Annotated in this window: 17 protein-coding genes; 2 read left to right on the top strand and 15 right to left on the bottom strand. The window is 65.6% G+C overall.

Going from position 1 to position 22,725, the window contains the following annotated elements; genetic code table 11:
• Positions 1 to 24 precede the first annotated feature (24 nt).
• The gene (locus tag K408_RS0115980) at positions 25 to 1,383 is read left to right on the top strand and encodes a radical SAM/SPASM domain-containing protein (RefSeq protein ID WP_024339555.1); all 1,359 of its coding nucleotides are present in this window, start codon (positions 25 to 27) and stop codon (positions 1,381 to 1,383) included.
• Positions 1,384 to 1,404: 21 nt separating this feature from the next.
• Here K408_RS0115980 and ligA read toward each other — a convergent pair whose 3' ends face one another.
• Positions 1,405 to 3,558, bottom strand: coding sequence for an NAD-dependent DNA ligase LigA (ligA, locus tag K408_RS0115975; protein WP_024339554.1), 2,154 nt, complete (start codon positions 3,556 to 3,558; stop codon positions 1,405 to 1,407).
• 113 nt (positions 3,559 to 3,671) lie between these two features.
• Here ligA and K408_RS0115970 point away from each other — a divergent pair, with 113 nt between their 5' ends.
• Complete coding sequence (locus K408_RS0115970; protein ID WP_024339553.1) at positions 3,672 to 3,959, top strand: GIY-YIG nuclease family protein; 288 nt, start codon at positions 3,672 to 3,674, stop codon at positions 3,957 to 3,959.
• Positions 3,960 to 4,051: 92 nt separating this feature from the next.
• On the opposite strand, the gene recN is transcribed toward K408_RS0115970, so the two are convergent.
• From recN to mraY, 14 genes are all read right to left on the bottom strand, one after another.
• Positions 4,052 to 5,725 carry a DNA repair protein RecN gene (recN, locus tag K408_RS0115965; protein WP_024339552.1) on the bottom strand — a complete coding sequence of 558 codons (1,674 nt, stop codon included), beginning with the start codon at positions 5,723 to 5,725 and terminating at the stop codon, positions 4,052 to 4,054.
• Positions 5,726 to 5,738: 13 nt separating this feature from the next.
• Complete coding sequence (locus K408_RS0115960; RefSeq protein WP_024339551.1) at positions 5,739 to 6,623, bottom strand: outer membrane protein assembly factor BamD; 885 nt, start codon at positions 6,621 to 6,623, stop codon at positions 5,739 to 5,741.
• A gap of 242 nt (positions 6,624 to 6,865) precedes the next feature.
• Entirely contained in the window at positions 6,866 to 7,828 is a 963-nt protein-coding gene (gene lpxC / locus K408_RS0115955) for a UDP-3-O-acyl-N-acetylglucosamine deacetylase (RefSeq protein ID WP_024339550.1), read from the bottom strand.
• Between the two features lie 361 nt (positions 7,829 to 8,189).
• Positions 8,190 to 9,980 (bottom strand): cell division protein FtsZ, encoded by a 1,791-nt coding sequence (ftsZ, locus tag K408_RS0115950; protein WP_024339549.1) that lies wholly within the window; start codon positions 9,978 to 9,980, stop codon positions 8,190 to 8,192.
• 90 nt (positions 9,981 to 10,070) lie between these two features.
• Entirely contained in the window at positions 10,071 to 11,393 is a 1,323-nt protein-coding gene (gene ftsA / locus K408_RS0115945; protein ID WP_024339548.1) for a cell division protein FtsA, read from the bottom strand.
• A complete protein-coding gene (locus K408_RS0115940; RefSeq protein WP_024339547.1) occupies positions 11,390 to 12,418 on the bottom strand; it encodes a cell division protein FtsQ/DivIB in 1,029 nt (342 codons plus the stop codon). The genes ftsA and K408_RS0115940 overlap by 4 nt, the downstream gene beginning before the upstream one ends.
• A gap of 350 nt (positions 12,419 to 12,768) precedes the next feature.
• Complete coding sequence (locus K408_RS0115930) at positions 12,769 to 13,755, bottom strand: D-alanine--D-alanine ligase family protein (protein WP_024339546.1); 987 nt, start codon at positions 13,753 to 13,755, stop codon at positions 12,769 to 12,771.
• 143 nt (positions 13,756 to 13,898) lie between these two features.
• On the bottom strand, positions 13,899 to 14,816 hold the full coding sequence (murB, locus tag K408_RS0115925; RefSeq protein WP_024339545.1) for a UDP-N-acetylmuramate dehydrogenase: 918 nt from the start codon (positions 14,814 to 14,816) through the stop codon (positions 13,899 to 13,901).
• A gap of 207 nt (positions 14,817 to 15,023) precedes the next feature.
• Complete coding sequence (murC, locus tag K408_RS0115920; RefSeq protein ID WP_024339544.1) at positions 15,024 to 16,427, bottom strand: UDP-N-acetylmuramate--L-alanine ligase; 1,404 nt, start codon at positions 16,425 to 16,427, stop codon at positions 15,024 to 15,026.
• Between the two features lie 216 nt (positions 16,428 to 16,643).
• Positions 16,644 to 17,474, bottom strand: a complete 831-nt coding sequence (locus K408_RS0115915) for a class I SAM-dependent methyltransferase (RefSeq protein WP_024339543.1) — start codon at positions 17,472 to 17,474, stop codon at positions 16,644 to 16,646.
• 103 nt (positions 17,475 to 17,577) lie between these two features.
• Positions 17,578 to 18,678: an undecaprenyldiphospho-muramoylpentapeptide beta-N-acetylglucosaminyltransferase gene (gene murG / locus K408_RS0115910; protein ID WP_024339542.1), complete on the bottom strand. Its 1,101-nt coding sequence runs from the start codon at positions 18,676 to 18,678 to the stop codon at positions 17,578 to 17,580.
• A gap of 115 nt (positions 18,679 to 18,793) precedes the next feature.
• Entirely contained in the window at positions 18,794 to 19,945 is a 1,152-nt protein-coding gene (gene ftsW, locus K408_RS0115905) for a putative lipid II flippase FtsW (RefSeq protein ID WP_024339541.1), read from the bottom strand.
• Between the two features lie 119 nt (positions 19,946 to 20,064).
• Positions 20,065 to 21,465, bottom strand: coding sequence for a UDP-N-acetylmuramoyl-L-alanine--D-glutamate ligase (murD, locus tag K408_RS0115900; RefSeq protein WP_024339540.1), 1,401 nt, complete (start codon positions 21,463 to 21,465; stop codon positions 20,065 to 20,067).
• A gap of 112 nt (positions 21,466 to 21,577) precedes the next feature.
• The gene (mraY, locus tag K408_RS0115895) at positions 21,578 to 22,681 is read right to left on the bottom strand and encodes a phospho-N-acetylmuramoyl-pentapeptide-transferase (protein ID WP_024339539.1); all 1,104 of its coding nucleotides are present in this window, start codon (positions 22,679 to 22,681) and stop codon (positions 21,578 to 21,580) included.
• Positions 22,682 to 22,725 lie beyond the last annotated feature (44 nt).

The following is a 22,725-nucleotide window of genomic DNA, read 5'->3' as shown; positions in this document are numbered from 1 at the left end:
GATTCCTGCCGGGGCGGCACAGCGATGAAGATCTCGGCCTACAATTGTCTGACCTCATCTTTCGTTCCGGGCAAGCATCTCGCGTTCAACGCGCTGACTGGTGCATTCCTGTCGCTGGATGACGAACGGCTCGACGACTACGCCACTCTGCTTCGGTCGATCGACGCCACGGGGTGCCCACCCGACCCCGTCAGGCCATTTCAGAAGACCTTGATCGAGAACGGCTTCGTCATTCCGGACGAATGCGACGAACAGGCCGAGATCAGCAACCGCTACCATCGCGGCAAGGCCGCCTCGCGCGGCCTTGGCCTCACCATCGCGCCGACCATCACATGCAACTTCGGATGCAGCTATTGCTTCCAGAGCCATTCGAACACCCGCATGGACGACGAACGAATCGACGATCTGCTGACGTTCGTGGAAGCCCGGCTGGAGGCCGGGACGTCGCTCAGCGTCACCTGGTTCGGTGGCGAGCCGCTTGGTGCGTTCGACGTGATCGAAAAACTGGCGCCCCGACTTCACGCGCTCGCGGTGGAGCGCGACTGCACGTTCGGGCACAGCATCATCACGAATGGCTACCTCCTGACGGAGCCGCGCGCTGCCTTCCTGGCAAGCATCCCGGGATTCGGCGATGCGCAGGTCACGCTCGATGGCGCAAGGAAGCACCACGATGCTCGTCGACCGACCCTTGCCGGCAACGGCACGTTCGATCGAATCCTGGAGAATCTGGTTGCCGCGGCCCGGCATATCCCGATCCTGGTGCGCGTGAATGTCGACCCTCGCAATATCGACGGACTGGAAGATCTGCTGGATGCGCTCATCGAGCGTGGATTGCGCAACGTCGGCGTCTATCTCGGCCATGTCTGGCGCTACACTGACGAGGTCGGCGCGACGGATCTCCTTACCAAGGAGGAGTTCGCGGCCATCGAGACGCGATTCAAGTTTCTCAAGTTCCGCAAGGGATTCGCAATCGGGTCTTCGTTGCCGCAACCCAAACGCGGGGCGCTCTGCTCGGCGGACAGCAGCAACAGTTTCGTGCTTGGCCCGGGCGGCGGCATCTTCAACTGCTGGAATGAGGCCCACCGGGACGTGCATCAGGCGCCCGGCCGCTATAGTCCGGCGACGGAGCCGCACCCCGGCGATGTCAAGCAGCAATGGGCAGGGTATGAACCGTCGGCCAAGCCCGCATGCCGGAGCTGTCACGTCGCGCCGCTGTGCATGACGGGCTGTCCCTGGGAGGCGGCGAAACTGAACGACAGAGGCGACTGTATTTCGGCGCGCTTCAATCTCGCCGACCAATTGCGGTTGTACGATCTCGAGCAGTCCATTGCGCTCGCCGAAAAGGCCAGGCAACCGCCAGCGCGACGCACCAAGATCGTCTGAAGCGTTTCAGGGCGCCGACCGTCACTCCCCGATCAGCTTCAGCCACTCGTCTTCGGTCAGCACCTTGACGCCGTGCTTGTTGGCGTCCGCCAGCTTGGAGCCCGCTCCGGGGCCGGCGACGACGAGATCCGTCTTCTTCGAGACCGAGCCCGACACCTTTGCCCCCAGACGTTCTGCCGTGGCCTTGGCTTCGTCCCGCGTCATCTTCTCCAGCGATCCCGTGAACACCACGGTCTTGCCGGCGACCGCCGAATTGCTCTTCGGCTTCTCGGCGTCGACGATCTCGACCTCCCTGGTCAGCCGCTCGACGATGCCGCGGTTGTGGCTCTCGCCGAAATAATCGGCGATGCTCTTGATCACGGTGTCGCCGATCTGGTCGAGCGCGTCCATCTCCGCGATCGCCTCCTCGTCGCCCTTGGCGACCTTGAGGCAGGCATCGTGGAAGGCATCCCACGAGCCGTAGCCGCGTGCCAGGGCCAGCGCCGTGGTCTCGCCGACATGGCGCATGCCGAGCGCGTAGATGAAGCGCTCCAGCGCGATCCTGCGCCGGCTCTCGATCGCGCCGAACAGGTTGCGCACCGAGGTTGCGCCGTAGCCTTCGACCTCCTCGAGCTTGAGCTTGGCGTTGCGCTTCTCCAGGGTGAAGATGTCGGCGGGCTCCTTCACCCAGCCTTCATCGAAGAAATATTGGAGCTGCTTTTCACCCAGGCCGTCGATGTCGAAGGCTCGCCGCGAGACGAACAGCTTGAGGTGCTCGATCTTCTGATAGGGACAGGCGAACTCGCCGGTGCAGCGGGCGCGCGAGCCCTCCTCGCCCGTTGCCGTCTCCTCACGCACGACGTCGGTGTGGAGGGGACACGGGCACTTCTTCGGGAAGTGGAATTCCTTGGCGGTCTTCGGCCGCTTGTCGAGGACGACGTCGACCACCTGCGGGATGACGTCGCCGGCGCGCTGGATCACCACGGTGTCGCCGATCCGGATGTCGCGGCCTTCGCGCAACACCTCGCCCTTGTTGCCGATGCCCTTGATGTAGTCCTCGTTGTGCAGCGTGACGTTCTGCACGATGACGCCGCCGACGCCGACCGGCTCGAGCTTGCCGACCGGCGTGAACGAGCCGGTGCGGCCGACCTGGATCTCGATGTCGCGCAGCACCGTCATGGCGCGCTCGGCGGGGAATTTGTGCGCGATGCCCCAACGCGGCGTGCGCGAGACGAAGCCGAGCCGCTCCTGCCAGTCGATGCGATCGACCTTGTAGACGACACCGTCGATGTCGTAGTCGAGCCGGGCGCGCTGCTCCTCGATCGCATGATGAAAGGCCAGCAGCTCCTCGACGGAATGGCACAGCTTGGTCAGCGGATTGGTCCTGAAGCCGCAGCGCTCGAACCAGTGGATCATGCCGCTCTGCGTATCTTCCGGCATCGCACTCATTTCGCCCCACGCATAGGCGAAAAAGCCGAGCGGGCGCGAGGCGGTGATGGTCGGATCCTTTTGCCGCAAGGAGCCTGCGGCCGAGTTGCGCGGGTTGGCGAAGATGGTGCCGCCCTCCGCCTTCTGCCGCTCGTTGAGCGCGAGGAAGGCCTTCTTGGTCATGTAGACCTCGCCCCGCACCTCGCAGATGTCGGGGACGTTGCTGCCCTTCAGCTTCTGCGGCACGTCTTCGAGCGTGCGGATGTTGGCGGTGACGTCCTCGCCGACCGCGCCGTCGCCGCGCGTCGCGGCGGTAACGAGCTCGCCGCCCTCGTAGCGCAGCGACATCGACAGGCCATCGATCTTCGGTTCGGCCGAGAAGTTGATCTTGTCGTCATCGAGCTTCAGGAAGCGAACGATGCGGCCGACGAAGTCGCGCACGTCCTCTTCCGCAAAGGCGTTGTCGAGCGACAGCATGGGCACGGCATGCCGGACTTTCCTGAAGCGGCCTGATGGCGCCGCGCCGACCTTCTGCGAGGGGGAGTCCGCGGTGACGAATTCGGGAAAGCGCTTCTCGATCGCATTGAAGCGCTGCCGCAGCGCGTCGTACTCGGCGTCGGTGACGGTGGGCGCGTCCTCTTGATAGTAGCGCTCGTTGTGCCCCTCGATCTCGAGCGCGAGCCGCATGTGCTCGACCTTGGCCTGCGCCTTGGTGAGATCGGCGACATCGCGCGGCGGTGCTGCTTTGGATTTTGCTGCTCTGGCCATCATACTAAAGGTTCTAGCGCGTCGTTCCGGGATGGTCCGAAGGACCAGACCCGGAACCTCGAGATTCCGGGTTCGCACTTCGTGCGCCCTGGAATGATCGTAGGGAGGGGCTCATGGCTTACTACGTCTATATTCTAGCAAGCCGGCGAGACGGGGCAATCTACGTCGGCATCACCAATGACCTTGTACGCCGCGTTTACGAGCATCGAATCAAGGCCGTGCCGGGCTTCACAGCAAAATACAACATCACGCAGCTCGTTTGGTTCGAGGTCTACGATGATCCGATCTCAGCAATCTCACGCGAGAGAGAACTCAAGAGGTGGAAGCGGGCCTGGAAAATTCAGCTGATCGAGAAGGACAATCCAAACTGGAATGATGTGTACGAATCGATCTGCAGCTAAGAAGCCATTCCGGAGCGGCTTCGAAACCCGAGCCCGGAATCTCGAGATTCCGGGTTCGATGCTTCGCATCGCCCCGGAATTACGGGTGAAAACTAGGCCGTCGCCGCCTTGAGTAGCCGCTCCGCCGCCGCCCGCGCCTCAGCCGTGATCTCGGCGCCGGCCAGCATGCGGGCGATCTCCTCGCGGCGGTGGTCGGCGGCCAGCGCGTTGACGCGGGTGGCGACGCGCTTGCCCTTGTCGAGGGCGTCCTTGGAGATGAGCAGGTGCTGGTCGGCGCGGGCGGCGACCTGCGGGGCATGGGTCACGGCCATCACCTGTACCTTGCCGGCAAGCCGCGCCAGGCGGCCGCCGATCGCGTCGGCGACGGCACCGCCGACGCCGGTGTCGATCTCGTCGAAGACAAGGGTCGGCGCCGAGCCGCGGTCGGACAGCACGACCTTGAGCGCGAGCAGGAAGCGCGACAGCTCGCCGCCGGAGGCGACCTTCATCAGCGGCCCCGGCTTGGTGCCCGGATTGGTCTGCACCCAGAACTCGACGCGATCGAAGCCTTGCGGCCCTGGGGCGGCCTCGTCGGTCTCCACCTGGGTCATGAATTTGGCGCGTTCGAGCTTGAGCGGCGCGAGCTCGGCATTGACAGCCTTGTTGAGTTTCTCCGCCGATTTCTGCCGCACCAGCGACAGCTTCTTGGCGGCGGCCGCATAGCGGCTGTCTGCCTCGATCGCGGCCTGCTCCAGCTTCTTCAAACGCGAGGCGCCGGCATCGATCAGCACGACATCGGCGGCGTATTTGGCGGCAAGCGCGGCAAGGCCGTCGACCGGCGTCGAATATTTGCGCGAGGCCGCTCGCAAGGCGAACAGCCGCTCCTCGATGCGTTCGAGCTCCGCCGGATCGAAATCGGTTGCGGCGAGCGCCGCCTGGAGATGCTGGTCGGCCTCCTCCAGCGCGTTGATCGCAGCGTCGATCGCCTTGACCGCTGGCTCGACCAGCGCCGGCGAGTTGATCCCGCGCCGCTCCAGCCGCCGCACCGCGGCCGACAGCGCCGCAACCGGCGAATGATTGCCGCCGACCGCCTCCTGCGCCTCGCGCAGATCGGAGGCGATCTTCTCGCCCTGCATCATGGTGGTGCGGCGCGAGGCCAGCGCCGTCTCCTCGCCGTCCTTGGGCGCCAGCTGCTTCAGCTCGTCGGAGGCGTGGCGCAGATAATCGGCCTCGCGCGCGGCATGCTCCATGGCGGCGCGATGCTCCTCCAAAGCGGTGTTGGCGGTGCGGCGCGCCTCCCAAAGCGATTCGACCGCGGCAACGTCCTTCTCGAGGCCGGCGAAGGCATCGAGCAGGCGGCGGTGAGTGGCCGCATCGACCAGCGCGCGCTCGTCATGCTGGCCGTGGATCTCGACCAGCGCGGCGCCGACCGCCTTCAGCGTCTGCACGCTGATCGACTGGTCGTTGATGAAGGCGCGGGTGCGGCCGTCGGCGAGCTGCACGCGGCGCAAGATCATCTCGCCGGTATCGTCGAGGCCGTTCTCGGCCAGGATCTTTGCTGCGGGGTGATTCTTGGGGACATCGAACACGGCGGTGACCTGCCCCTGCTCCGCGCCGTGGCGCACGAGGCCGGCGTCGCCGCGGCCGCCGAGCGCCAGCGCAAAGGCATCGAGCAGGATGGACTTGCCCGCACCGGTCTCGCCGGTCAGAACCGCGAGGCCGGAGGCGAATTCGATATCGAGCCGTTCGATCAGGACGATGTCACGGATCGACAGACGCGCCAGCATGGAACCAAATTTCCTAGCCGAGACCCATCTTCTTGAAGGTCCGGCTGATCCAGGACCCCTGATTCTCGCTCGGCTCGAGACCGCCGGATTTTACAAGATTATAGGCGTCCTTGTACCAGCGGCTGTCAGGAAAATTGTGTCCAAGCACGGCCGCCGCGGTCTGCGCCTCGCCGACGATGCCGATCGCCATATAGGCCTCGGTCAGCCGGAACAGCGCCTCCTCGACATGGCGCGTGGTCTGATACTGCGTTACGACGGTCTTGTAGCGGTTGATCGCCGCCGTGTAGTCGCGCTTCTGGGCGTAGTAGCGGCCGACATTCATTTCCTTGCCGGCGAGCTGGTCGCGCGCGCCCTCGATCTTGGCCTTGGCCGAGGTCGCATATTCGGAGGTCGGATATTTGCGCACCACCTCTTCCAGGGCGGCGATCGCTTTCTCGGTGCGCGCCTGGTCGCGGCTGATGTCCGGGATCTGGTCGTAGTGGGAGGCAGCGATCAGGTACTGCGCATAGGCGGCGTCCGGGCTGCCGGGATGCAGCGTGACGTAGCGGGTGGCGGCGCCGATACAGCCGTCATAGTCACCGCCCTGGTAGGACGCGTAGGCGGACATCAGCAGCGATTTGCGGGCCCAGTCGGAATAAGGATGCTGGCGGTCGACCTCTTCGAACTTCTTGTTCGCCGCCTTCATGTCCTTCTTCTCGTTCATGAGGTACAGGCCCTCATTATAGATCTTGTCGGCGGGCTCCTCGACGAAGGTGTCGTCCTTGGCGGTGAACTTGTCCCAGAGAGAGCCGGTGCCGCAGCCGGCCAGCGGCAGCGCCAGCATGAAGAGGACGGCCGCCCGGACCAGTCGACCGGCTCCGACCGAGAGATATCCGCGCGTCATACGCTGTGCCGACATGAGTTCTGCCTTGACGCCCTGTGATGCGGTGCCCGCCAGCCCATGAACTCGGCCATGGGCGCGAAATGTGACCGTGGTGCCTGCCATGCGACCACGCCGATCCATCCGAAAAACGATCGCTAACTAACCGGATAGGCAGGCATTTCGCCCGGATTAAGGCGAACGCGCCGCAATCCTAGCCGATCACGGTTACCAGGAGTTTCCCGGGGGCTGCCAACCGAACGCCCAGGGAGACCGTCTCTCTAGGAGACATCCGGTCCGAACGCCGCAGCGATCCGGCCGCCGACGATCCCGCGACCGACTTCGCCGACGGGACGGGCGGTGCGGCGGGCAGCCTCGCCCTCGACCACCCGCCAGGCGGTACGGTCGGCGAGCAGCGCGGTCAGGACGGCGTGATTGAGCTTGTGGCCGCCACGAACCGAGCGGTAGGCGCCGAGCAGCGGCAGGCCAGCCAGCGAGAGATCGCCGATCACGTCCAGCACCTTGTGGCGGGCGCATTCATCGGCGTAGCGCAGGCCCTCGGCATTAAGCAGCCGCTCGTCGTCGAACACGACGGTGTTGTCGAACGAGGCGCCTAGGGCATAGCCTGCGCTCCAGAGCCGCGCGACATCGCACATCAGACCGAAAGTCCGGGCCCTGCCGACTTCGCGGCGGAAACCTTCCGGATTGAGGTCGAAGGCGTAGCTCTGCTGGCCGATGACGGGATTGCTGAAGTCGATCTCGACCTCGACGCGGAACCCGCTGGCGTGAGGCCTGATCTCGCCGAAGGAGTCGCCAATCTTGACTGAGATCGGCTTCAAGACCTGAATGAGGCGGCGCTGCGCCGGCTGGGTAACGATGCCGGCTTGATCGATCGCCGCGATGAAGGCAGCGGCGCTGCCATCCATGATCGGTACTTCGGGCCCATCGACCTCGATGGTGGCGTTGTCGACGCCCATGCCTCGCAGTGCAGCAAGGACGTGCTCGGCGGTGGATACCAGCGGACCGTTGCGATCACCGAGGACGGTCGCGAAGTCGGTCGCAATCACCTGCTCCGCCGTCGCTTGGACTTCGCGGTCACTTCCCTCAAGTCCGGTCCGGACAAAAATGAAACCCGCATCGACAGGCGCGGGCCCAAGCGTGAGAGTGACTGGGAGACCGGAATGAACGCCCACGCCTGCCACCGAGGCTTGCGCACGAAGCGTTGTTTGCCGGTTGAATTTCATCAGGAACCGCCCCACTACGACTATCGCGACTTATACGAGACCCACCTGGCCGGCCACTGCCGACGCCCCGCGAATCCGTATCCCCAAGTCACGCCAAACCATAGTCACTGCCCCAAACAGCGCCAACTCACGCTTTTTTACCGATTGTTACCCCAAACCTGCCGTATTCGCGCCAAGGCTTAACCAAATTGCGCCGAGGTTTTGGGCCGCTGCCGGCAGCTTTATTGAACCACCGAATGCATAATTAATGATTTAAAATCAGTTGCTTGGTTGCAGAACCCGAATGACCCCGGTGCAAAAGGAAAGGTCCCGGCAAGCTTGCTGCCGGGACCTTTTTTCGTCTGCCTTATTGTAACAATCCTCAGGTCGCCTGCCGCCGCAGGAAGGCCGGGATATCAAGATGGTCGTCACCCTGTGGTGCCGGCGCAACAGGTGCGGGGCGGCCGTGCATATCGAGACCCTGCGGCGCGGGACGGCGAGCGTACTCGGACACCGGCTCGTTGGATGCGATCTGCTGCGCCACGGTCTTCTGCGGCCGGCGTTCGGGCAGCGGCGGCATGGCAGGACCAGCGGTGCGCGCAGCCACCGGCGGCTCGCTTTCCTCGTCGCGGCGGCCGAGGCCGACATTGGCGAGGCGCTGCAGCAGCGACAGGCGGCTCTTCTGGGGAGTCTCATCTTCGACTTCGCCGCGGGCCTGACGAATCTCGGCTTGGGCCGGCATCGGCAGCTCCTCGATGCGCGGCATCCGCGGCGTACGGACCGGCGGACGCTCGGCCTGCGGGGGGATGAAGTTCTCGGGCGTCATCGGCTCCTGCATCGCAACCGGGGCCATCTCAGGCTCGGGGAAAAGGGTCGGCTTCTGCGCGATCGGCCGCACGGTGACATCGCCATAGGTTTGCGGCGCAGGGTTCTGCGGGACCTCGGCAACGGCAGCGGCGATGGCGGCGAGCGCAGCGCGCTCGACGTTCGGACGGGCCGGGCCAGGGGCCGGAGCCGGCGCGGCAGCCGGGGGCTGCGCTTCCAGCTTCTGGGCGCGCTCGGCCAGACGCTGGTTGTCGGCCCGGAGCCGGGCGGTCAGGTCGGCGAGACGGCTCTCGGCAGCGGCGGCCGGTGCGGCAGCCTGCTGCACCTGCGGTGCCGGGTTCGCGACCGGAGCGGAGGTCGCCTGGCTGTTGCGGGCGATCGCGGCCTGCTCGATGCCGGTGGCGACCACCGAGACGCGGATCAGGCCGTCGAGCGCTTCGTCGAAGGTCGCACCCACGATGATGTTGGCGTCCTGGTCGACTTCCTCGCGGATGCGGGTCGCGGCCTCGTCGACCTCGAACAGAGTGAGATCCTTGCCGCCGGTGATGGAGATGAGGAGGCCCTTGGCGCCCTTCATCGAGCTGTCGTCGATCAGCGGGTTGGCGATCGCGGCTTCCGCGGCAGTCAGCGCGCGCTTGTCGCCGGAGGCTTCGCCGGTGCCCATCATCGCCTTGCCCATCTCCCTCATCACCGCCCTCACGTCGGCGAAGTCGAGGTTGATCAGGCCTTCCTTGACCATCAGGTCGGTGATGCAGGCAACGCCCGAATAGAGCACCTGGTCGGCCATTGCGAAGGCATCGGCGAAGGTGGTCTTCTCGTTGGCGACCCTGAACAGGTTCTGGTTCGGGATGATCAGGAGCGTATCCACGACCTTGTGCAGCTCGGCGATGCCGGCTTCAGCCGTGCGCATGCGGCGGCCGCCTTCGAAATGGAAAGGCTTGGTGACGACGCCGACGGTGAGGATGCCCATGTCGCGCGCGGTCTTGGCGATCACGGGCGCAGCACCCGTGCCAGTGCCGCCACCCATGCCGGCGGTGACGAACACCATGTTGGCGCCCGAGAGATGATCGCGCAGCTCGTCGATCACCTCCTCCGCCGCCGCGGCGCCGACGTTCGGCTGCGAGCCGGCGCCGAGGCCTTGCGTGACCGCCGTGCCCATCTGCACGATGCGCTGCGCCTTCGACATCGTCAGCGCCTGTGCGTCGGTGTTGGCGACCACGAAGTCGACACCCTGGAGGCCCGCCGTGATCATGTTGTTGACGGCGTTGCCGCCGGCGCCGCCGACGCCGAACACGGTGATCCGGGGCTTCAGTTCGTGAATATCAGGAACATTGATGCTGATGGTCATGGTTGCTGCCTCTCGATCACGCGCGCGTGGGTTCGCCCCGGCCGGCGGCCGCGGGAGTTGGTGAAAAACGAAGATTGCGGAAAGCAGTCATTAGAAGCCCTCGCGTAGCCATCGTCCGACCTTTCCGAAATATCCGCCGGTCGCTGTCTTGGCCTGCTGCCGCGTATGCCGCGGTTCGACATGTTCGAGGTGAACATATTGCGGGTAGACGAGGAGCCCGGCCGGCACCGCGAACGCAGCGTTCTTCGCCTCGTTGGGCAGCCGGCCGAAACCGAGCGGACGGCCGACCCGGACGGGCCGGCCGAGAATCTGGGTGCCGAGCTCGACGAGGCCGGTCAACTGGGAGGCGCCGCCCGAGAGCACGACGCGGCCCTTGGGCTCCGCGGCGAAGGGCGAATCCTTCAGCTTGTCCCGAACCATTTCGAAGACTTCCTCGGCACGGTGCTTGACGATGTTGGCGATGGTGGCGCGGGAGACGATCTGCGGCAGATCCTGCTCGTCACCGGCTGTCGGCACAGACATCAGCTCACGCGAGTCCGATCCGCCGGTGATGACGGTCCCATATAACGTCTTGATTCGCTCGGCATCGGCAATGGTCGCCGAGAGTCCGCGCGCGAGATCCATCGTGATGTGTTGCCCGCCGACCGCAAAGCCGGCCGCGTGCACGAAGCGCCCGCCTGAATAAACGGCAATCGTGGTGGTGCCCGCGCCCATCTCGACGACCGCAGCACCGAGATCGGCCTCGTCGTCGGTCAGCACCGACAGGCCGGCCACATAGGGACTCGCCGCCATGGCTTCGACATTGATGTGGCAGCGCTCCACCGCCAGCATCAGGTTGCGCGCCACCGTGGCGTCGCAGGTGACCACGTTCATGTCGACGCCGAACTGATGCGCGACCATGCCGCGGGGATCGCGGATGCCCTTGACGCCGTCGAGCGTGTAGCCGACCGGCAGCGCATGCAGCACCGTGCGGCCTTCGCCGGTGGCGTGGCGCATGCCGGTTGAGGTGACGCGGCTGACGTCGGCCGGGGTCACCGCGCCGCCACGGATGTCGGCGGCGGCTTCGACCAGCTGGCCGGAGAGCCGGCCGCCCGAGACCGAGAGCAGCACCGAGTCGACCCGCACCTTGGCCATCTTCTCCGCGAGCCCGACGGCCTGGCGCACTGCCTGCTCGCATTCATTGAGATCGATCACCGCGCCGGCCTTCATGCCGCGCGACTGGATCTGGCTGTAGCCGATCAATTCCACCGCGTGGGTGCGGCCGCGCAGCGCATCGCTCGGCGGCGACGGCTTCAGCCGTGCGATCATGCAGGCAATCTTGCTGGTGCCGATGTCGAGACATGCGACGAGGCCGCCGCGCTTGTGCGGCATCGGGCGCGTCTTCGGCGTCTGGGTGCGATCGAGACCGGTCATGCGGAATCCCCGGCCTTCTTTTTCTTCTTGTCCTTGAACAGCTCCTCGCGCGCCTTGGCGGCGTCCTCGGACAGCTGCACCACCAGCCGATCGGGCAGGCGCATGTCGACGGCGACGATGTCGCGGGAGAACAGCCTGTCTTCCCGGTCGAGCTTCGAGAGCATCACAAGCGCGTTGCCGACGTCCTGCTCCGGCAGGCGAATGTCCAGGCCATCCTTGAGCCGCAGATTCCAGCGCCGCTCGCCAACGAAGATCGCGGCTTTGGTGATCGAATTGACTTGCGGATAGCGCGCCAGCAGCGCCAGGAAATCGCGGGCCTGCGTTTCGGCGCCCTTGCCGACCACGAGGGGCAACGTCAGGAAGCGGCGCGAGACGTAGGGCTCGAGCACGGCGCCGTCATCGGCGATGACGGAGAGGCGGCCGGCCTCCTGCCACAGCGCGAATGCCTTGCGCTCGGTGAGCTCGATCATGAGCCGGCCCGGATAGAGCTTCAGCACGGTCGCATCAGCGATCCAGGGATTGGCCTTGAGCTTGTCGCGCACCGCGTCGGCATCGAGAAACAGCAGCGAGGAACGGCCGCTGATGCCGCCGATCGCAAGGATCTCGTCCTGGGTGAGCTGCTTGCGGCCGTTGATCACGACGGAGGTGATGCGGAAGCCGGCGGAATTGGCCAGCGCGTTGCGCGCGTCGCCGACCGCGGTGGTGAAGTCCTGGAGATGGCCGCCCTTGACGATGCCGAAGCCGCAGCTTCCGATCAGGAGCAGCACGGTCATGCTGAGGCCGACCCGGTGCGGCAGATAGCGCTCGACCAGCGCAACCATTCGCGGCGGCGGCTCGCGCTCGACGACCGCCTTGGCGCGGCTCCTGGATTTCGCTTTGTCCTCGGCGGCAGTGCGCGCCGCGGCGCGCTTGTCCTGCACCCACTCGCGCAACAGCACGACCGCTCCGATCGCGGCCGCCTTCAGGTCAGCTTGGGGCCTCAGCGATCTGAAAAGCGACCGGGTGAGGCTTCCTGCTCCATCCATTGCACGAGCTCGTCAACAGTTTGCCCGCGACATCGCGCGGATCCTGGCGAACATGACGTCTCGGACATGCCGGGCCGGGTGCTGGTCTTCAGCAGAAGAAAACCTCTCCCCTTCAAAGCGTACGCTGGAGGTGACATCACCCGCGACAGCTCACGCGCCGGCAGCCAAAGCGCCATATGCGCCGCCAGCGTTAACCTTCGGACGTCCTGGTAAACAAAAGGTAAAGTTCGTTAACGAACTGCGCATTTTGCCCCGCGATGTGAGGCATTTGCGCCGCGATGTCCGGCATTTTACCGGTTTTGGTCGCCAAACCGGGCGGTTTCGCCCCTCCGGCCGTTAACCAGTCCCGACTATTTCCGCACGCGCTGCCCGGCGAGCTCGACCAGGCCGCGCAGGAAGTCGACGAATTCGATACCTTCGGCTTTCAGCGCCTTGGGGTAGAGCGAAGACTTGGTCAGCCCGGGCAGCGTGTTCGTTTCGAGATAGACCAGCCCCTTGTTCGAGACGATGAAGTCCGACCGGGAATAGCCGGCGCAGGACATCGCACGATGGGCCAGCATCGCCTGCTCCTTCAGCGCGGCGCTGATCTCGGGTGCGAAGCGGCCCGGGCAGATCTCCTGGGTCGACTTCAGGAGATATTTCGCCGCATAGTCGAAGCTGCCCTCGCCCGGAATGATCTCGATCGGCGGCAGCGAGATGATCGACCCATCGGGCCGCTCCAGCACGCCGCAGGTCGCCTCCACGCCGGCGATGTAGGGCTCGATGACATACTCTTCGTGCTTGGCTGCATTGCGCACGGCGACAAGATCCTGCTTGGCGTTGACGAAGATCAGGCCGTAGCTCGATCCGTCGCGCGCCGGCTTCGCGATCAATCTTCCGTATTCGGCGAACGCCTCGTCGATGTTCGCGAGCGCAATGTTCGCCGGCGGCGTCACGCCGCCGAGCGCGGCAAACCGCTTGGCCGCGATCTTGTCGAAGGCGAGATGCGAAGATGCCGAACCCGAGCCCGTGAAGGGCACGCCGCGCGCCTCGCACATCACCTGCAATTCGCCGTTCTCCGCACGCCCGCCGTGCAGGCCGAGCACCAGTACGCGCCCTTCCGACTTGGCCCTATCGAGCGCCTGTTCCAGCGGGATGCCTGATGTGCCCGGCTTGAACTCGTCCTCGAATGGACGGGCATGTTCGAGCAGCTGCTTCGAATGCACGACATGCACCTTGTCCTCGACGTCCCACCACCAAAGGTCGGCCTCGGGCAACGCCTGATGCAGCGCCTGGGCTGAGGCGACCGAAACCAGACGCTCCCGGTTGGAGCCGCCGAACAGGATGGTGATGCGCATGGTCATAATCTTTCTCGTTCGTCATTCCGGGGCGCGACGAGGTCGCGAACTACGGTGCGCAACTGCACACCTGAGAATCCATACATCCACGGCCGCCGGATCGATTCCGGGCTCTCGCTTCGCGAGCCCCGGAATGACGCTGATCATGAAACCCCGATCCGCTTGATTTCCCATTGCAGCTCAATTCCGGAATTCGCCTTCACGCGCTCGCGCACCGTCTCGCCCAGCGTCTCGATGTCGTGCGCCGTGGCCTCGCCCGTGTTGATCAGGAAATTGCAATGCATCTCGGAGACCTGCGCGCCGCCGACGCGCAAGCCGCGGCACCCGGCGGCGTCGATCAGTTTCCATGCGGAGTGTCCCGGCGGATTCTTGAAGGTCGAGCCGCCGGTCTTCTCCCGGATCGGCTGCGCCGTCTCGCGATGCGTCTGCACCTCCGCCATGCGCGCGCGGATTGCTTCCGCATCCCTGAGCTCGCCGCGAAAACGGGCGGAGGTGAAGATGATGGAGGGATCGACGCCGCTGTTGCGGTAGACGAACTTCATGTCGGCGTTGGAGAAGACATGCTTCGTGCCGTCGCGCCCCACGCCCCTCGCCTCGATCAGCACGTCCTTGGTCTCGCCGCCATTGGCGCCCGCATTCATGCGCAATGCGCCGCCGATGGTCCCGGGAATGCCGAAATAGAACTCGAGCCCGCCGATATTCGCGGACGCCGCCACTTCCGCCACGCGCTTGTCGAGCGCTGCCGCGCCGGCGGTGACGACGTCTCCGCTCGCACTCGCCTCTCCGAAGGCGCGCGGCGACAGGCGGATCACGACGCCCGCAATGCCGCCGTCGCGCACGATCAGGTTGGAGCCGACGCCGACGACATGGACCGGAATGTCGGGAGCGAGATGCGCGAGGAAATAGGCGAGATCGTCCTCGTCCGCCGGCGTGAACAGCACCTGCGCCGGCCCCCCGACACGAAACCAGGTGAGATCGGCCAGCGGCTGGTTGGCGAGCAAGCGGCCGCGCAAATTTGGCATCGCGGCTTTCAGCGAGGGGGTGATGTCGGGGAAGCTCATGCGATTGCGCCGCCTCCGCGAAAATCCAGCGCGTGTAGGGCAGGCGCATTGCTTCTATTCCCTTCCCCCTTGTGGGGGAGAGTCAGGAAGAGGGGTAGCGCCAAGCGAGGTCGGAGTTCGTGGCTACCCCTCTCGCCCACCCTCCTCCACAAGGGGGAAGGGAGCGCAGTGTGCTTCATGGCGAACAGCGAAATCACAATCACCGCCCTACCCCAGCGCCTTCAATTCGCCGGGCAATGCATACGCCCATTGCGTGATGTTGCCGGCCCCAAGGCACACGACGAGATCGCCGGGCTTCGCAAGCCCCTTGACGATCCGCGCGAGCTCCGAGGCCGCCGGCAACGGGATCACCTCGCGGTGGCCGTGGGCGTGCAGGCCCGCGACGAAATGGTCGCGATCGATGCCCTCGATCGGCGCTTCGCCTGCGGCGTAGACCTCGGCAACGACCACCGCGTCTGCATCGCTGAAACAGGTGCAGAACTCCTCGAACAGCGATTGCAGGCGCGTGTAGCGATGCGGCTGCACCACGGCGATCACCTTGCCGGTGTAGGAATCGCGTGCCGCCTTCAGCACCGCCGCGATCTCGACGGGATGATGCCCGTAATCGTCGATGATTGTGACGCCGTTCCACTCGCCGGTCTTGGTGAAGCGGCGCTTGACGCCGCCGAAGCCCGCGAGCGCCTTGCGGATCGCATCGTCGGAGACGCCGAGCTCGTGCGCGACCGCAATTGCAGCCGTCGCATTCGAGGCGTTGTGCCGTCCCGGCATCGGCAGCGCGAGGTCGGCGATCTCATGCACAGCCCCGCTCTTGCGGTCACGGATCACGACGTTGAATTTCGAGCCGCCGCCGCCCGCGGTGAGATCGACCAGGCGCGCATCGGCCTGCGGGTTTTCGCCGTAGGTGATGATGCGGCGGTCCTCGATCTTGCCGACGAGGCTCTGCACCACGGGATGATCGATGCACATCACGGCAAAGCCGTAGAACGGCAGGTTCTCGACGAAGTGCCGGAACGCGTCCTGCACGGCCTCGAAGGTCTTGAAATGATCGAGATGCTCGGGGTCGACATTGGTGACGATCGCCACATCCGTCGGCAGCTTCAGGAACGTGCCGTCGCTCTCGTCGGCTTCGACCACCATCCAGTCGCCGGCCCCAAGGCGCGCATTGGAGCCATAGGCGTTGATGATGCCGCCGTTGATGACGGTGGGATCGAGCCCGCCTGCGTCGAGCAGCGTGGCGACCATCGTGGTCGTCGTGGTCTTGCCGTGGGTGCCGGCGATGGCGACGCAGCTCTTCATCCGCATCAGCTCGGCCAGCATCTCGGCGCGGCGCACCACGGGAATGCGCTTCTGCCGCGCGGCCACCAATTCCGGATTGTCGCGCTTGATCGCCGACGACACGACCACGACCTCGGCACCGCCGATATTCTCGGCCTTGTGGCCGACCGAAACCGTCGCCCCCTTCTTGCGCAAGCGGTCGAGATTGTAATTGTCGGACGCATCCGAGCCCTGCACGACATAGCCGAGATTGACCAGCACCTCGGCGATGCCGCTCATGCCGATCCCGCCGATCCCGACGAAGTGAATGGGTCCGATCTCGCGCGGCAGTCTCATGGCTGTATCTCTGTCTATCCTTGCCCGCCCGGCATTCAAGCCTGAACCGGCCGGCGGCGAATCTCCTCCACTTCTTGCAAGACCGGACGCACCGGGACAAGCCCGGTGCTGTCGCCAAGCCCGGCAATTTCAGGCTGGAATGCCCCATTTTGGCCGGTTTCCCGGACTGCACGGCCCGCCGCCCGATCCGGGGACGGGAACGGGTCACTCTGGATGTCAGATGGCGCCGATGCGCGCGGCCGCTTCGTCCTGGAACTCCAGCACGCGAAGATAGTTGCGAAGGCGATTGGCCTCGAGCGCGCTCACGAGCCTGTTCTGGTGATACGGCAACAAGAGATCGGCGAGCGCCGCGCTCCAGGGCGCGTCGAGATCGAAGATCACGCCGAGCCCGAACACCGCCGGGATCTCGGCAAAGCCGAACTCTCTTCCATCCCTGAGCGCCTCGGCGAGAAAGTCGTCGATCGCCGTCATCACGCCATTGCGCGGGCCGCCCGAAACCTTGGCGATCGCGAACTGACCCATGCCGCGGAATCCGCGCCCGTCGACCAGCCGGTCCTGGCCCAGAACTACGCCGGCCTCGAAGCTATGGGCATGGCGATATTCCCCGGGGATTTTCTCGGGCGCGTAGTAGAGGTCGCGCCGCGCCCACGGCCAGCCGATGTCGTGCAAGAACACCAGCAGCGGCCTGCCGGCGCGACGGCTGATCGCATCGATGTGGCCGAGCTCGTTGTAGACCGTGTACCAGTTGTGATCGCCATCGACGACCCAGGCATCGGCCTCGTCGACATCGACGAGCGCCTCCAGGCTCGCTTTTGCGAGATGGCGAACGTCCGGGCTGATCTTCAGCCACTCCATGAATTCGCGCTTCGGCGACGGATCGATGGTGGTGAGCCGCCCACCGCGCGCGCGGCAATGCTCGGCGAGGAAGGGCGACATCCCGCCGTATTCCGAACCGATCTCGACGATCTCTCGTGCATCCGCCAGCGCGAGCGCCTCGAGGATAAGGTCGGAGAACTCCGAGAGGGAATGAATCAGCAGGCCTGCCACGGGCAAATCCTCCGCCTTGTAAGGGAGTAAGCAGCGTGATCGGCCCGGCCGCACGCGACCATCGAGCCGAAAGAGCTGTCCGTGATCTTGTACGGCGCGCGGCCTAAATTCCGGCGGTCTTCACCACGAGGTCGGCGAGCCTTTCGGCGGCGTCGAGCCGCCCCGCCCCCTTGGCGGCCGCGGCCATGGCGGCAAGGCGCGCGGGCTCTGCGGCGAAGGCGGAGATTTCGGACGCCAGCCGGTCGGAGGTGAATTCGGTCTGCGGGATGCGGATCGCACCGTCGACCTTGGCCAGCACGCCGGCATTGGCGAACTGGTCCTGGTCGATCGAACCCGGCAGCGGCACCAGGATGGAGGGCCGGCCGATCGCCGCAAGCTCGGCGACGGTGCCGGCGCCGGAGCGCGACACGACGAGATGGTTGGAGGCGAGCCGTGCCGGAAGGTCGGTGAAGAATGGCGCGAGCTCGGCCTTGATCTTGAGCTTGTCGTAGACCGCACGCACGCGGCTCATGTCCTCTTCGCGCACCTGCTGGGTGAGGACGAGGCGGCTCCATAAGGCGGGCTCGAGCCGCTCGATCGCGCCCGGCACGATGTCGGCCATGATACGCGCGCCCTGGCTGCCGCCGACGACGAGCAGGCGCAGCGGACCGTTCGCTTCAGGCGCGACGTAGGGCACGGCGGCCGCAGCTAGGATCGCGGGACGCATCGGCGTGCCGACCATCGTGGTTTTCGCCGACAGTGCCGGATCACGGTCGAGCACGCCGGGCAATGACGTCGCGATGGCGCGGACGTGGCTCGACAGGAACCGGTTGGCGCGGCCGAGCACGGCGTTGGCGTCGTGGATGATGCTGGGCACGCCGGCGAATTTCGCCGCGACGAGCGGCGGCAGCGTCGGATAGCCGCCGAAGCCGACGACAGCAACCGGTTTCAATCGCTTGATCAGGGCATAGGCAGAGAGCGTGCCGGCCGCGAGCGTGAGACCGGCAAAAGCGAGCTGAAACGGATTGCGGCCGCGCGCGGTCTCGCTTCTGACGACGTCGATCATGTCCTTGCTGAACAGGCCGCTGTAGCGCAGCGCGCGCTCGTCGGTGACGAGACGGACGTGAAAGCCGCGCCGGATCAACTCGACCCCGAGTGCCTCGGCCGGAAACAGATGGCCGCCGGTGCCGCCCGCGGCGAGAAGAATCAGGGGGGACGTGTCCATGATCAGGGAGTTCTACATTGTCTCGGCCGTCATTGCGAGCGAAGCGAAACAATCCAGTGTCCCTCCGTGGCGACAGGCTGAATTGCGTCGTCGTTTCGCTCTACGCAATGACGAGTCAGGCGTAACTCCGCATCGCTTCGGCGTGACCGCTCGCCTCGACCTCGGTGCGCGGGCGCTGCCGCGTCAGCGCCAGCATCATGCCGACGCCGTAAGCCAGCGACACCATCGAGGAGCCGCCATAGGAGATGAACGGCAGCGTCATGCCCTTGGCGGGGATGAGCTGGAGGTTGACCGACATGTTGATCGCCGCCTGCACGCCGAACAGGATTGCGAGGCCGGACGCGGCGAAGCGTGAGAACATGTCCTCATTGGCATAGGCCCGCGACAGCGTGCGCATGACGACGAAGGCGAACAGCGCCAGCATGGCAAGGCACAGGATGATGCCGAACTCCTCCGCCGCGACCGCGAACACGAAGTCGGTATGGCTGTCCGGCAGGCTGCGCTTGGCGACGCCTTCGCCGGGTCCAAGGCCGAACCAGCCGCCGTTGTAGAACGCCTCCATGGCCGTATCGACCTGGAACGTGTCGCCGGAGGCCGGGTTCATGAAGCGCCTGATGCGGCCGGCGACGTGAGGGACGAACAGATAGGCGCTGAACAGCCCGGCCGCGCCGAGGCCGGCGAGGCCGAACACCCAGATCATGCGCATGCCAGCGATGAAGAACAGCGAGCCCCATACCATCAGGACCAGCATGGTCTGGCCGAAATCCGGCTCCATCACCAGCAGCGCGACCAGCATCAGGAGCAGCACCACCGCCATCGAGGTCGCCGGCATCTCCGGCCGCCTGGTCGATTCCGCGAACAGCCAGGCGGCGATGACGACGAAGGACGGCTTGGCGATTTCGGAGGCCTGGATATTGACGCCGAGCAGCGTGATCCAGCGCCGCGAGCCCTTCACCTCCGGGCCGATCGCGAGCGTGAGCACGATGAGGACGATGCTCGCCGCGAAGATGATCAGGGCCGAGCGGCGGATCGCGCGCGGCGAGAGGAAGGACACCCCGAGCAGCACGATGCAGGACGGCACCAGGAACAGCACGTGACGGCTGAAGAAATGGAAGGGATCGAGCCCGATGCGGGTCGCAACCGGCGGGCTCGCCGCCAGCGACAGGATCACCCCGGTCAGCATCAGCCCCAGGATAGCGCCCATCAGCGGCTTGTCGACGGTCCACCACCACTCGGAAAAGGGGGTGCGTTCTTCACGGGAGAGCATGGGCGGCCGCTTTCGGACAGAGGTCCGTCCATTGGTCGCCGAGGTTGGTTACCGGAGGGTTAAGGAAGTGCGGATGTTTGGAGATGGAAGGGAGAGCGAACTGGTGGGACAATGCAGCCCTACACCACCGGCTTCACACCCGGCAGCGCCTGCACCAGCTCGCGGAACTTGGTGCCGCGGATCTCGAAGTTGCGGTACTGGTCGAAGGAGGCGCAGGCGGGGGACAGCAGCACGACCGCGTCTGTGAGACCCGCGGCCTCCGCATCGCGCGCGGCATGCTCGACCGCGACATCGAGGGTCTGGCTGATCTCGTGCGGCACCTCGCTGCCCAGCGTGCCCGAAAACTCCTGCGCGGCCTCGCCGATCAGATAGGCCTTGCGGATGCGCGGGAAGAAGCCCGTCAGACTGGTGATGCCGCCCGCCTTGGGCTTGCCGCCGGCGATCCAGAAGATGTCGGCGAAGGACGACAGCGCATGCGCGGTGGCGTCTGCGTTGGTGCCCTTGGAATCGTTGACGAACAGCACGTTGCCGCGGCGGCCGACCTGCTCCATGCGGTGCGCAAGGCCGGGAAAGCTGCGGAGGCCGCCCTGCAGCACATCGAGGCTGATGCCCATGGCAAGCGCGGCGGCGGCGGCACAGGCGGCGTTCTGCGCGTTGTGCAGGCCGCGCAGCGAGCCGATGCCGCCGAGCGCCGCGACCTCGCTGCTGGCCCCGCCCGAGGCTAGAACGATATTCCCATGCTCGACATAGATTCCGCTCGCCAGCGGGTTCTTGACGGAGATGCGCACGACATTCTTGCCGGCCCGGTCGAGCCGGTCGGCGATGTCGCGGCAAAAGCCGTCATCGACGCCGACGATGGCTGTTCCGCCGGCCTGCACACCGGCGACGAGGCGCTCCTTCACCGCGGCGTAATGTTCGATCGTGCCGTGGCGGTCGATATGGTCTTCGCTGACGTTGAGCAGGATGCCGACGGAAGGGTCGAGCGAGGGCGTGAGGTCGATCTGGTACGACGACATCTCGATGACGTGGACGCGGCCCATGCGCGGCGGCTCCAGCGACAGGATCGCGGTGCCGATATTGCCGCCCATCTGGGTGTCGTAGCCGGCGACTTTCGTCAGATGCGCGATCAGCGCCGTCGTGGTCGACTTGCCATTGGTGCCGGTGATCGCGACGAACGGCGCGTCCGGTGCATGCCGCCGCCGCTCGCGGCAGAACAACTCGATGTCGCCGATCACCTCACAGCCCGCCTCGCGCGCCTTCAGCACGCTCCAGTGCGGCACCGGATGGGTGAGCGGCACGCCCGGTGCGAGCACCAGCGCGGCAAAATTCGCCCACGAGACGCTGCGCAGATCGGCGGTGATGAAACCGGCCTGCACGGCCTTGGCGATGTTCTCCGCATTGTCGTCAGCGGCGATCACCTCTGCTCCACCCGCTTTCAGCGCATGACAGGACGCCATGCCGGACCCGCCGAGGCCGAACACCGCGACGGTCTTGCCGGCGAAGGATGTAACGGGGATCATGATGAATTCACCTCCGTCGTTCCGGGGCGCGCGAAGCGCGAACCCGGAACCTCGGGATTCCGGATCGCCCCTTCGCGTCGTCCGGAATGACGATCCTGGGCAGCCACTATCTTCACCGCAGCTTCAGCGTCGACAAGCCGGCAAGTGCCAGCATCACAGAGATGATCCAGAAGCGGATCACGATCTGCGGCTCGGTCCAGCCGAGCTGCTCGAAGTGGTGATGGATCGGCGCCATGCGGAAGATGCGTTTGCCGGTGAGCTTGAACGACACGACCTGGACGATGACGGAGACCGCCTCCAGCACGAACAGGCCGCCGATCACCGCGAGCACGATCTCGTGCTTCACCGCGACCGCGATGGCGCCGAGCATGCCGCCGAGCGCGAGCGAGCCCGTGTCGCCCATGAAGATCGAGGCTGGCGGCGCGTTGAACCAGAGGAAGCCGAGCCCGGCGCCGAGTAGCGCGCCGCACAGCACCGCGAGCTCGCCGGTACCGGCGACATATTTGATCTGCAGATAATCGGCGAACACCGCGTTGCCGGCGAGATAGGCGATCATCGCAAAGCTCGCGGTCGCGATCATCACGGGCACGATGGCGAGGCCGTCCAGACCGTCCGTGAGATTCACCGCATTGCCGGCACCGACGATGACGAAGGCGCCGAACACCACGAAGAACCATCCGAAATGCAGCACGGTGTCCTTGAGGAACGGAATCGTCAGCGCTGTCGAGGCGGGATCTCGGTTCAGCCGCACCAGGGCGTAGCAGGCGACCAGCGCGATCACCGCCTCGATCAGCAGGCGGAGCTTGCTGCCGAATCCGGTCGTGGTCTGCTTGGTCACCTTGAGGTAATCGTCGTAGAAGCCGACGAAGCCGAAGCCGAGCGTCACCGCCAGCACGATCCAGACATAGGGGTTGAGCGGATTGGCCCACAGCACGGTGCCGACCGTGAGGCCGGACAGGATCATCAGCCCGCCCATAGTGGGCGTGCCCTTCTTGGCGAGATGCGACTGCGGACCGTCGGTGCGGATCGGCTGGCCCTTGCCCTGGCGGATGCGCAGATGATCGATGATCCAGGGCCCGAACAAGAATACGAACAGCGCGCCGGTGACGACGGCGCCGCCGGTGCGGAAGGTGATGTAGCGGAAGACGTTCAGGAAGGTGCGAACGGCACCGAAGCCCGGAAATGTGTTGGAGAGCTCGATCAGCCAGTAAAACATTCAGACGGTCCTATGGCGCCTTTGCACACGCGGCCTTGGCCTTG

This window comes from Bradyrhizobium sp. in8p8, from assembly GCF_000426845.1.
GTDB lineage: Bacteria > Pseudomonadota > Alphaproteobacteria > Rhizobiales > Xanthobacteraceae > Bradyrhizobium > Bradyrhizobium japonicum_C.
The sequence above is the reverse complement of the archived record's forward strand: the minus strand, read 5'-3'. Positions and strand labels throughout refer to the sequence as shown.

What these genes read in the sequence shown, in the direction of transcription:
- K408_RS0115980 (WP_024339555.1), top strand. Translation starts at nt 25, where the DNA reads ATGAAGATCTCGGCCTACAATTGTCTGACCTCATCTTTCGTTCCGGGC.
- ligA (WP_024339554.1), bottom strand. Translation starts at nt 3,558, where the DNA reads ATGGCCAGAGCAGCAAAATCCAAAGCAGCACCGCCGCGCGATGTCGCC.
- K408_RS0115970 (WP_024339553.1), top strand. Translation starts at nt 3,672, where the DNA reads ATGGCTTACTACGTCTATATTCTAGCAAGCCGGCGAGACGGGGCAATC.
- recN (WP_024339552.1), bottom strand. Translation starts at nt 5,725, where the DNA reads ATGCTGGCGCGTCTGTCGATCCGTGACATCGTCCTGATCGAACGGCTC.
- K408_RS0115960 (WP_024339551.1), bottom strand. Translation starts at nt 6,623, where the DNA reads ATGTCGGCACAGCGTATGACGCGCGGATATCTCTCGGTCGGAGCCGGT.
- lpxC (WP_024339550.1), bottom strand. Translation starts at nt 7,828, where the DNA reads ATGAAATTCAACCGGCAAACAACGCTTCGTGCGCAAGCCTCGGTGGCA.
- ftsZ (WP_024339549.1), bottom strand. Translation starts at nt 9,980, where the DNA reads ATGACCATCAGCATCAATGTTCCTGATATTCACGAACTGAAGCCCCGG.
- ftsA (WP_024339548.1), bottom strand. Translation starts at nt 11,393, where the DNA reads ATGACCGGTCTCGATCGCACCCAGACGCCGAAGACGCGCCCGATGCCG.
- K408_RS0115940 (WP_024339547.1), bottom strand. Translation starts at nt 12,418, where the DNA reads ATGGATGGAGCAGGAAGCCTCACCCGGTCGCTTTTCAGATCGCTGAGG.
- K408_RS0115930 (WP_024339546.1), bottom strand. Translation starts at nt 13,755, where the DNA reads ATGCGCATCACCATCCTGTTCGGCGGCTCCAACCGGGAGCGTCTGGTT.
- murB (WP_024339545.1), bottom strand. Translation starts at nt 14,816, where the DNA reads ATGAGCTTCCCCGACATCACCCCCTCGCTGAAAGCCGCGATGCCAAAT.
- murC (WP_024339544.1), bottom strand. Translation starts at nt 16,427, where the DNA reads ATGAGACTGCCGCGCGAGATCGGACCCATTCACTTCGTCGGGATCGGC.
- murG (WP_024339542.1), bottom strand. Translation starts at nt 18,678, where the DNA reads ATGGACACGTCCCCCCTGATTCTTCTCGCCGCGGGCGGCACCGGCGGC.
- ftsW (WP_024339541.1), bottom strand. Translation starts at nt 19,945, where the DNA reads ATGCTCTCCCGTGAAGAACGCACCCCCTTTTCCGAGTGGTGGTGGACC.
- murD (WP_024339540.1), bottom strand. Translation starts at nt 21,465, where the DNA reads ATGATCCCCGTTACATCCTTCGCCGGCAAGACCGTCGCGGTGTTCGGC.
- mraY (WP_024339539.1), bottom strand. Translation starts at nt 22,681, where the DNA reads ATGTTTTACTGGCTGATCGAGCTCTCCAACACATTTCCGGGCTTCGGT.